Raw genomic sequence first — 7,407 nt, 5'->3', positions numbered from 1 at the left:
TGCGTTTCCGACTCTATCAGATCCTTTTCCGATCCGATTTCCTCGGTGCTTTCCAGGTTCCCGCTTCCGCGTTTCCCTTTCCGGCGATTCCGACTTTATCAGAAGTTCCCGGCCGGACTGACCAGCCACTCTTTTCCGATTCATCGGGAGGGGGCTTCTCGGGAATCAATGTTCCGCTGAAGCAGACAGACACTCACTCTGCCCGGTGGGACTCGCATCCACTTCCAGGCAACTGTTCGAATCTACCTCCCCGCCATCTCCGTGTCAACGGTTCCTGCGGGGCGAAGAGGAGACTAGCAGTTCAACAACCGTGTACGCACATCAGGCCGCGGTCGGAACGGCGGCGCTGCGCTCGGCCGCCTCGATGTCGCCCGTCTCTCCGGCGCGGGCGGCACGTCCGCCGAGGACGTAGACGTAGGCGAGGAAGGCGAGTTCGGCCACGACGCCGATGCCGATGCGCGCCCAGGTGGGCAGGCCCGATGGGGTGACGAAGCCTTCTATGGCGCCGGAGACGAAGAGGACCAGGGCCAGGCCTATCGCCATGCCTATCGCGGCTCGGCCCTCCTCTGCGAGGGCTGAGCGTCGGGTGCGCGGGCCCGAGTCGATGAGGGTCCAGCCGAGACGTAGGCCCGTGCCGGCGGCGACGAAGACCGCGGTCAGTTCGAGGAGTCCGTGCGGCAGGATCAGGCCCAGGAAGGTGTCCAGGCGTCCTGCCGAGGACATCAGGCCGAAGCCGACGCCCAGGTTGAGCATGTTCTGGAAGAGGATCCAGAGGACCGGGAGGCCCAGGAAGACGCCGAGGATCAGGCAGAGAGCGGCAGCCCAGGCGTTGTTCGTCCAGACCTGGGCCGCGAAGGACGCTGCGGGATGGCTGGAGTAGTACGTCTCGTACTGGCCGCCTGGGCGGGTGAGCTCGCGCAGTTCGCTGGGGGCCGCGATGGTGGCCTGTACCTCTGGATGGGTGCTTATCCACCAGCCGAGCAGTGCGGCGACGAGGGTGGAGAGGAGAGCCGTGGGAACCCACCAGTGGCGCGAGCGGTAGACCGCTGCTGGGAATCCTTGAGTGAGGAAGCGGGTGACGTCGCGCCATGATGCGCGTCGGGTGCCTGTGACGGCGCTACGCGCGCGTGCCACCAGCTGGCTGAGGCGACCGGTCAGCTGAGGGTCGGGAGCGCTGGACTGGATCAGGGACAGATGGGTCGCCGTGCGCTGGTACAGGGCGACGAGTTCGTCGGCCTCTGCGCCGGTGAGGCGGCGCTGGCGTCCGAGGAGGGCGTCGAGGCGGTCCCACTCGGCTCGGTGGGCGGTGACGAAGACGTCGAGGTCCATCTGGTTTTCTGCTCCTCGGCTGTTCGTCGGCGACTCGTCGTAGGTGTCAGCTTGTCGTACTGCGGCGCGATGCGCCCTCAGCTTGGCAGACTGGCCATTCCGAGGGCAGGTCAGGGGAAGGACGGTCGGCGTGAGTGAGCTGGTGACGGGTGAGGCGGTGGCGTTGGAGCTGCGCCCCGCGAAGCTGCCCAGCAGGGCGCTGGCGGTGCTGCTCGATCTGGCCGTGGCGGTGATCGCGTACATCGTTGTGACTCTGGGTGTGGTGGCGGCGACGGCCTCCTTGGATGAGGCGGCGCAGACGGCGTTGTCGATCGCGATGTTCGTTCTGCTGCTGGTCGGCGGGCCGATCGCGGTCGAGACGCTGAGCCATGGGCGTTCTCTCGGGAAGCTCGCTTGTGGGCTGCGGGTGGTGCGCGACGACGGTGGGCCGATCCGGTTCCGGCACGCGCTGGTGCGTGGCCTCATAGGTGTGATCGAGATTCTGATGACGCTCGGCGTCGTCGCTGTCATCTCTTCGTTGGTGTCCGCGCGTGGGCGGCGGCTCGGGGATGTGTTCGCCGGGACGCTCGTCGTGCGGGAACGGATACCGCTCGCGCGGACGGGATTCGTTCCGCCGCCTCCGCCGTGGTTGGCGGGGCGGTTCTCGGGGCTTGACCTTTCCGCGGTGCCGAATGACCTGTGGCTCGCCATTCGCCAGTACCTGATGCGGATGCAGCAACTCGACCCTCAGGTCGGCGGGCGCATGGCGGAGCGCCTTGCAACGGACCTCGCGGCGCGTACGGGGGCTCCGGCGCCGCACGGTGTGCCGCCGGCCGCGTATCTGGCGGCGGTGCTTCAGGAACGGCAGACGAGGGAGGCGCGGCGGGCCTTCGGCAACGGGTCTGCTGCGGGTGGGGGGTCGGTCGACGCCGGCGCTGGGGGTGGGCCCGGTGCCTATGGGCCGTCGGTCATGCCGACCGTGGCTCCTGCGCCCGCTGCCGCCGCTCCGCCTTCGCATGCGCCGTACGGCACGGAGGTGGTCGCTCCGGCACCGCACACTCCGTCGGACGACCGACCCTCCACCGGTTTCGTCCCGCCGGCCTAGGCACCCTCTCCTGCCAAGGCCCGCCGAGCGGTCAACCGAACGTCGACGGCGGTGAGTCCAGGTCCTCCAGCTCGATGCCCGGCGCGGCGAGGACCACGTCGCCCGCGATGTGTACGGCGTGCTGCTCGCCCGTGTCCAGGGCTGTGACCTGGTATTCGTCCACGGTCAGGGGGCCGTTGTCAGTGGCGTGTGTTTCTCTGTTCACCAAGGCCCAGGACTGGTCCACGGTGCGCGGGGCCAGGACCGGGTCCGTGAGGGCCACGAGGCGTACGCGGGTCGCGGAGTCGGAAGGGGTGAGGCGTAGGAGACGAGTGGTGGCGATGAGGAAAGCGGGGGACGTCCCGGTGAAGGCATGGGCGCGCACGTTGCCTTCCGTGGCATGGGTCCCGGTGGGGTCGGTACGGACCCAGGTGACGCCGTCGAGGGCGGCGCCGCGTACCTGCCAGCCACCTGCGTGGAGTTCGAGCCGGAGGGGACGGCCGAGTTCGTCCAGGGTGAGGTCGACGGAGCCGCTGTGATCGCCCGCTGGGGTGGTCAGCTGGGAGACGTAGCGCCAGCCGGAAGGGCCGGGGGCGCAGTGGAAGTGTTCTTCTGCGAGGGGGGTGTGATCGTGCGGATCGTGGAGCGAATAGCGGCCGCGGGGCATCGGGGTCCTGGGTCTTGATGGCTCTGGGTGGCGCGTGGGCCGGCTGAAGGTGCCGCACGGCCAAAGGGGCAGGCCCCCGACACGGGGGTGCGGGGGCCTGCCTCGGAGGTGTGCTCGGCTCAGTAGCGGTAGTGGTCCGGCTTGTACGGACCCTCGACCTCGACGCCGATGTACGCGGCCTGCTCGGGGCGGAGCTTCGTGAGCTTCACGCCGAGCGAGTCCAGGTGGAGGCGCGCGACCTTCTCGTCCAGGTGCTTGGGCAGCGTGTAGACGCCGGTCGGGTAGGCGTCCGGCTTGGTGAACAGCTCGATCTGGGCCAGGGTCTGGTCCGCGAAGGAGTTGGACATCACGAAGGACGGGTGACCGGTGGCGTTGCCCAGGTTCAGCAGGCGGCCCTCGGACAGGACGATCAGCACCTTGCCGTCGGGGAACGTCCAGGTGTGGACCTGCGGCTTGACCTCGTCCTTGACGATGCCCGGGACCTTGGCGAGGCCGGCCATGTCGATCTCGTTGTCGAAGTGGCCGATGTTGCCGACGATCGCCTGGTGCTTCATCTTGGCCATGTCCGAGGCCATGATGATGTCCTTGTTGCCGGTCGTGGTGATGAAGATGTCGGCCTTGTCGATGACCTCGTCGAGGGTCGTGACCTGGTAGCCGTCCATCGCCGCCTGGAGGGCGCAGATCGGGTCGATCTCGGTGATGATCACGCGGGCGCCCTGGCCGCGCAGGGACTCCGCGCAGCCCTTGCCCACGTCGCCGTAGCCGCAGACGACCGCGGTCTTGCCGCCGATCAGGACGTCGGTGGCGCGGTTGATGCCGTCGATCAGGGAGTGGCGGCAACCGTACTTGTTGTCGAACTTCGACTTGGTGACGGCGTCGTTGACGTTGATCGCCGGGAACAGGAGGGTGCCGTCGCGCTGCATCTCGTACAGGCGGTGGACGCCGGTCGTGGTCTCCTCGGTCACGCCGCGGATCTCGGAGGACAGCTGGGTCCACTTCTGCGAGCCGTCGGTGATGGTGCGGTGCAGGAGTTCGAGGATGACGCGGTGCTCGTCGGACTCGGCAGTGTCGACGGACGGGACCTTGCCGTCCTTCTCGTACTCGACGCCCTTGTGGACGAGGAGGGTGGCGTCACCGCCGTCGTCGAGGATCATGTTCGGGCCGCCGGTGGGGCTGTCCGGCCAGGTCAGGGCCTGCTCCGTGCACCACCAGTACTCCTCCAGGGTCTCGCCCTTCCAGGCGAAGACCGGGACGCCCTGGGGGTTGTCCACGGTGCCGTTCGGGCCGACGGCGATGGCGGCGGCCGCGTGGTCCTGGGTGGAGAAGATGTTGCAAGAGGCCCAGCGGACCTGAGCGCCGAGGGCGACCAGGGTCTCGATGAGGACGGCGGTCTGCACGGTCATGTGCAGGGAGCCGGTGACGCGGGCGCCGGCCAGCGGCTGCGTCTCGGCGTACTCCTTGCGGATCGCCATCAGGCCGGGCATCTCGTGCTCGGCGAGGGTGATCTCCTTGCGGCCGAAGTCGGCCAGGGAGAGGTCGGCGACCTTGAAGTCCTGTCGGTTCTCGACAGTCGTCATTACGAGCTGCTCCTCGGGGTTGGGTCGAGGGTGGGTACGGCTGGTCTGCGCGGCGGCGGACACAGGGGTGCCCGAAGAGGACACAGGCATGCTCGCGTGCGCGCAGCGCAGTCCGTCGGAGGCCCTCTCTCCCTCGGTCGGTCCGTATCGGGACCGCCCGACCGCCATCAGCAGCGACGTCTGGCTCTGTCCCAAGCTACACCGGGAGGCCCGGCCGTCCCCAGTCCGCCTTCGAACGGAGCGCGCCATCCATCGGGCGGGCGGAGGCCTCGTGGGCGGGGCGGGCGAGGAGTTGTTCATCGGGCAACGGTGCGAGGCGGGAGCAGCCGGGGAGGTGGGAGCAGCGGCAGGAGCAGGAGGCCGTGGGGGCGATAACAGGACACCGACGAAGGGCGTACAGGAGGCCGCAGAGCGGGATGTTGTGGGGCATTCGGGCCTTTGAGTCTGGGGCGCCGTGGGGCAGGATGCCCCGGGAGATCTGAACAACTGATCGATCTTGCGGGGCGTCCGGGACGGCGTTCCGTGTGACAAAGGCGTTAGGAGATCGACGTGACAAGTCCGGCCGGCCCTCCCCCCACGGGCGGCGGTAGTGGCGAGCAGAAGCGGTTGAAGCTGCTCGCGGTGACCGCGTGCCCGACCGGCATCGCGCATACGTACATGGCGGCCGAGAAGCTCGCACAGGCTGCCGAGAGCCGCGGCATCGACATGAAGGTGGAGACGCAGGGATCCATCGGGGCTGAAAATGTCCTCGATGACAACGATGTCAAACACGCTGACGGCGTCATCGTCGCGGCGGACAAGGACGTGGACCTGAGTCGATTCGCGGGCAAGCGGGTGCTGACCGTCGGAGTGGCAGAGGGCATCCGTCACCCGGAGCAGCTGATCGAGCGGGTGTTGTCGGCGCCCGTGCACACGGGCGGGGGCGCCCCCACGGCCTCCCTGAGCGGTGGTGGCAGGGAGCGGAGCGTCGGGTACAAGGCGTTGATGAACGGGGTCAGTTACATGATTCCGTTCGTCGTGGTCGGCGGACTGTTGATCGCGATCTCGCTCTCGCTCGGCGGGCACACCGACCCGTCGGGCGGTCTGGTCATCCCGAAGGACTCCTTCTGGATGGACATCAACAACATCGGCGTCATCGGGTTCACGCTGATGGTGCCGATCCTGTCGGGCTACATCGCGTATGCCATCGGGGACCGCCCCGCGCTCGTGCCCGGCATGATCGGTGGCTGGATCGCCAACACCGGCGAGCTGTACGACTCCAAGGCGGGTGCCGGGTTCATCGGGGCGATCGTGACCGGGTTCCTCGCCGGGTACCTGGTGCTGTGGATCAAGAAGGTCAAGGTCCCGAAGTTCGCGCAGCCGATCATGCCGATCATCGTGATCCCGATCGTGGCGACGACGGCGCTCGGGCTGTTCTTCATCTTCGTCATCGGGAAGCCGATCTCCTGGGTGTTCGAGCACCTGACCAGCTGGCTCAGCGGGATGACGGGGACGAGCGCCATCCTGCTGGGGGCGATTCTCGGGCTGATGATCGCGTTCGACATGGGTGGGCCGGTCAACAAGACGGCATTCCTGTTCGGTGCCGGGCTCATCGCGACCGGCAACCAGACGGTCATGGGCATGTGCGCGGCGGCGATCCCGGTCATGCCGTTGGGGCAGGGCCTCGCCACGCTGATACGAAAGCGGCTGTACACCGAGCAGGAGCGGGAGACCGGGCTCGCCTCGCTGTTCATGGGCTGCTTCGGCATCTCCGAGGGCGCGATCCCGTTCGCGGCGGCGAGGCCCGCGCAGGTCATTCCGGCCAACATGCTGGGCGGCGCGGTCGCCGGTGCCATCGCCGGGGTCGCCGGCGTCGAGGACGCGGTGCCGCACGGCGGGCCGATCGTGGCGGTGCTGGGCGCGGTGAGCGGGGTGCCGATGTTCTTCGTGGCCGTGGTGATCGGCACGGTCGTCACCGCGCTGACCACGGTCGCCCTGGTCGACCTGAGTGAGCGCAGGCGGCGCGGGGAGGCGGTCGTTGAGGTCGGCGCTGCCGCGCCCGAGCCGGTGCTGGTCGGGGTGGGGGCCGCAACGGTGGGCGGCGGCGGTGTCGTGGCGCAGCGGGCCGCCGTGGGCGAGTCGGGGGCGGCGACCGGCGCGAGTGCGTCCCTGGCGGGCCGCGAGCCCGAGGAGCCGTTGGAGTCCGAGGAGATGGCGGGCAGCGCGTCGGTCTCAAAGGACGTTGCCGACGAGGTCCTCTCCGGGTACCTCACCCAGCAGACGGTGCGGGTCGAACTCCGTGCGGGCGACAAGGAGTCGGCGATCCGGGAGATGGGTGAGCTGCTGGCCCGTACCGGCGAGGTCGCTGATGTCGACGAGTTGGTGGCGACCGCGTTGCGGCGGGAGGCGCAGGGGACGACCGGGCTCGGGGAGGAGATCGCGATTCCGCATGCCAAGACGGATGCGGTGACGGCGCCGGTGGTCGGGTTCGCGCGGTCCGCGGAGGGCGTCGAGTGGGGCTCGCCGGACGGTACGAAGGCGAGGCTGGTCTTCATGATCGCCGTACCGGAGGCGGCCGCGGGTGACGAGCATCTGCGGATTCTGGCGCTGCTGTCGCGGAAGTTGATGGACGCCGGGTTCCGGGAGCGGCTGCTGGCGGCCGGTGACGAGCGGGCGGTGCTGGAGGTGCTGGGCGAGATCCGGTAGCCGCGCGGTGCGGGCCTGCGGCTGTCAGGGCGTAGGCCCGCACGGGCGGTTCACGGGCGGCGGTTACTCTCGTCCGCCGCGGATGT

At 68.8% G+C, this 7,407-nt stretch carries 5 protein-coding genes; 2 read left to right on the top strand and 3 right to left on the bottom strand.

Annotated elements, in window-relative coordinates:
- Nucleotides 1-321: 321 nt before the first annotated feature.
- Nucleotides 322-1,329 carry a stage II sporulation protein M gene (locus ACFZBP_RS24510; protein WP_391416063.1) on the bottom strand — a complete coding sequence of 336 codons (1,008 nt, stop codon included), beginning with the start codon at nucleotides 1,327-1,329 and terminating at the stop codon, nucleotides 322-324.
- A gap of 130 nt (nucleotides 1,330-1,459) precedes the next feature.
- On the opposite strand from ACFZBP_RS24510, the gene ACFZBP_RS24505 reads away from it, so the two are divergent.
- Nucleotides 1,460-2,413 carry an RDD family protein gene (locus tag ACFZBP_RS24505; RefSeq protein WP_391416061.1) on the top strand — a complete coding sequence of 318 codons (954 nt, stop codon included), beginning with the start codon at nucleotides 1,460-1,462 and terminating at the stop codon, nucleotides 2,411-2,413.
- 31 nt (nucleotides 2,414-2,444) lie between these two features.
- Here the strand turns inward: ACFZBP_RS24505 and ACFZBP_RS24500 are convergent, their stop codons facing one another.
- A complete protein-coding gene (locus tag ACFZBP_RS24500) occupies nucleotides 2,445-3,059 on the bottom strand; it encodes a hypothetical protein (protein WP_391416059.1) in 615 nt (204 codons plus the stop codon).
- Nucleotides 3,060-3,178: 119 nt separating this feature from the next.
- On the bottom strand, nucleotides 3,179-4,636 hold the full coding sequence (gene ahcY / locus ACFZBP_RS24495) for an adenosylhomocysteinase (protein ID WP_383448482.1): 1,458 nt from the start codon (nucleotides 4,634-4,636) through the stop codon (nucleotides 3,179-3,181).
- A 549-nt stretch (nucleotides 4,637-5,185) separates the two neighbouring features.
- Here ahcY and ACFZBP_RS24490 point away from each other — a divergent pair.
- A complete protein-coding gene (locus ACFZBP_RS24490) occupies nucleotides 5,186-7,321 on the top strand; it encodes a fructose-specific PTS transporter subunit EIIC (RefSeq protein WP_391416057.1) in 2,136 nt (711 codons plus the stop codon).
- Nucleotides 7,322-7,407: the final 86 nt, after the last annotated feature.

The organism is Streptomyces sp. NPDC008086 (assembly GCF_042957325.1).
GTDB lineage: Bacteria > Actinomycetota > Actinomycetes > Streptomycetales > Streptomycetaceae > Streptomyces.
The sequence above is the reverse complement of the archived record's forward strand: the minus strand, read 5'-3'. Positions and strand labels throughout refer to the sequence as shown.

Bases quoted from the DNA above. Each gene is read 5' to 3' on its own strand.
- ACFZBP_RS24510 (WP_391416063.1), bottom strand. From the start codon at position 1,329: ATGGACCTCGACGTCTTCGTCACCGCCCACCGAGCCGAGTGGGACCGC.
- ACFZBP_RS24500 (WP_391416059.1), bottom strand. From the start codon at position 3,059: ATGCCCCGCGGCCGCTATTCGCTCCACGATCCGCACGATCACACCCCC.
- ahcY (WP_383448482.1), bottom strand. From the start codon at position 4,636: ATGACGACTGTCGAGAACCGACAGGACTTCAAGGTCGCCGACCTCTCC.